Origin of the sequence: Nocardiopsis sp. TNDT3 (assembly GCF_003427465.1) — a bacterium.
Lineage (GTDB): Bacteria > Actinomycetota > Actinomycetes > Streptosporangiales > Streptosporangiaceae > Nocardiopsis > Nocardiopsis dassonvillei.
On record NZ_QPFC01001330.1, the window covers coordinates 1 to 1,883 of the forward strand.

A 1,883-nucleotide genomic window follows, 5' to 3' on the forward strand; every position below is an offset into this window, starting at 1 on the left:
CTGGACGACGTGCTGGCCGGGATCGCACGCGAGCACCCTGGCCTGGTCATCCCCGAACTGGCCCGCGACCGGAACACCTACGCCCGCAGGCCCGGACGGGAGGAGGCCTCCTACTTCGAGCGTTCGTTCCGTGAGCGCTGGGGGTTCCGCCGCTCCTACGACACCGCCTACAAGAACACGATGCTGGTGCGCGACACCCTCCAGAGCACCCTGGGCAAGGACGGCCTCGAAAGGCTCGCCCGCCCCGGGGAGGGCCTGCCCGTCCGGCTCCGGGAGTCGGCGACGGTGGACCCGACCCTGATGGCGAGGCTGAAGGAGTTCCTCCGCCCGAACACGGTCACCGTCCGGCTGCACGCGGAGTTCGGCCGGCTGTCCCACGACGGGAAGAGCACCGCCGAGACGGGCCTTCGGGTGCGCGGCACCGCCTCGGCCTCCACCGAGTCCGCGACCGGGAGCGCGTTCACCCTCGCCGTCTCCGCGGGTTCGGGCATGGTGCGCTCGGCCGAGGGCGACGCCCGCGGGTTCGCCCGGCTGCTCGGCGGGTTCATGGCCTCGATGGGCTGGAACCGGGTCGACCACTTCGACGCGGCGTACGGCCTGGAGCACAAGTCCGACGCCCGCCTGTTCTTCCCCGAGGGCTCGGACCGGTGGAGCGGCGAGGTGGTGCTCAGCGCCCGCCTGCACGACCACGACGCCGATGAGCAGGCCCGCGGCACCAGCCGGGGGACGGACCTGCTGGACAGGCCCATCAAGGCCACCTACTCCGTGGTCACGCCCACCACCGTCGGCGACAACCTGGTCTCCGCGCGGCCGGAACCGGGGCAGGCCGACCGGGAGCGGTCGGAACTGACCCCCGAAGAGGCCCGGGAGATGCTCGACCCCCGTCCGGGGCGCCGCGACTCCCCCGGGGAGGACGCCCCGGGCGCCGAGGACGGGGCCGCGCCGTCCGAGGGGACCGCCCGGACCTCCGGGGCGGAGGGGGAGGCCCCCGCCGACCCGCCGACCGACAACACGCGTGTCCTGCTGGACCACGGCGCGATCATCGAGCACGTCAACCCCCTGCTCCGGGAGGCGGGCGACACGGGACCGGGCCGCAACCTCCTGCGCCGCACCCTCGACGTGTTCTCCCGTCCGCGCCGGTTCTGGTCGGACGGGGGGCGGATGAAGCTCTCCTCCTTCCTGGACGGCGTCGGCGGATCGGCCCTCCTCGCCAACCTCGTGTCCCCCACCGCGGTGGCCTCCGATCCCGCCTCCTTCGCGGAGTCGGGCCGCCGCAGGCGGATCGAGATGCGGGGCACCTGGCTGTCCCCCAACGACATGCGGGCCACCGGGGTCACCAAGGTCACGGTCGGCGAGATCACCGACCTGAGGCTGACCAAGGCACAGGTCACCGTCCAGGCCGAGACGTCGTCGACGGCGTCCGCCGCCGTCACCAGGATCAGCGGCTTCTTCGCCCGCTTCACGGGCTTCGCCGGTGGGACCACCAACTCCATCGAGGAGGGCGGGGCCGAATCCGGCGCCGACCGGTCCACCGCCGACGGCATCATCCCCATGGCCGGTCCCTCCCACATCAGGAGCTTCCTCCGCCGCGGCGAGACGACGGACTCCGGGGTCTCCTCCGCCTCGGGGCTCCTCCTGCTGCCCAAGGCGGCGGCCGTCTACGCCTTCACCGCCGCGGGCGCGATCGCGCAGGCGTGGGAGTTCAAGAAGCACCGCGGCCTCAACCTCCCCAACTGGTGGACCCACAGGTACGCCGGGTGGAGGGCCCGGGTCGACGACCTCGTCTCGGGCTACATCACCGCCCGCGACGCCGAACAGGCCGGCGTCATCACCGACGCCGTGACCCACGGGGACGACGGCGCGCCCGAACCCTCGACCCAGGC

Annotated in this window: 1 protein-coding gene; it reads left to right on the forward strand. The window is 73.4% G+C overall.

Annotated features, from left to right (window positions below; all coding sequences use genetic code 11):
* Window positions 1-1,883 (forward strand): hypothetical protein (locus DQW06_RS27465; RefSeq protein WP_198662569.1); only part of this gene is annotated, 1,883 nt, incomplete at both ends.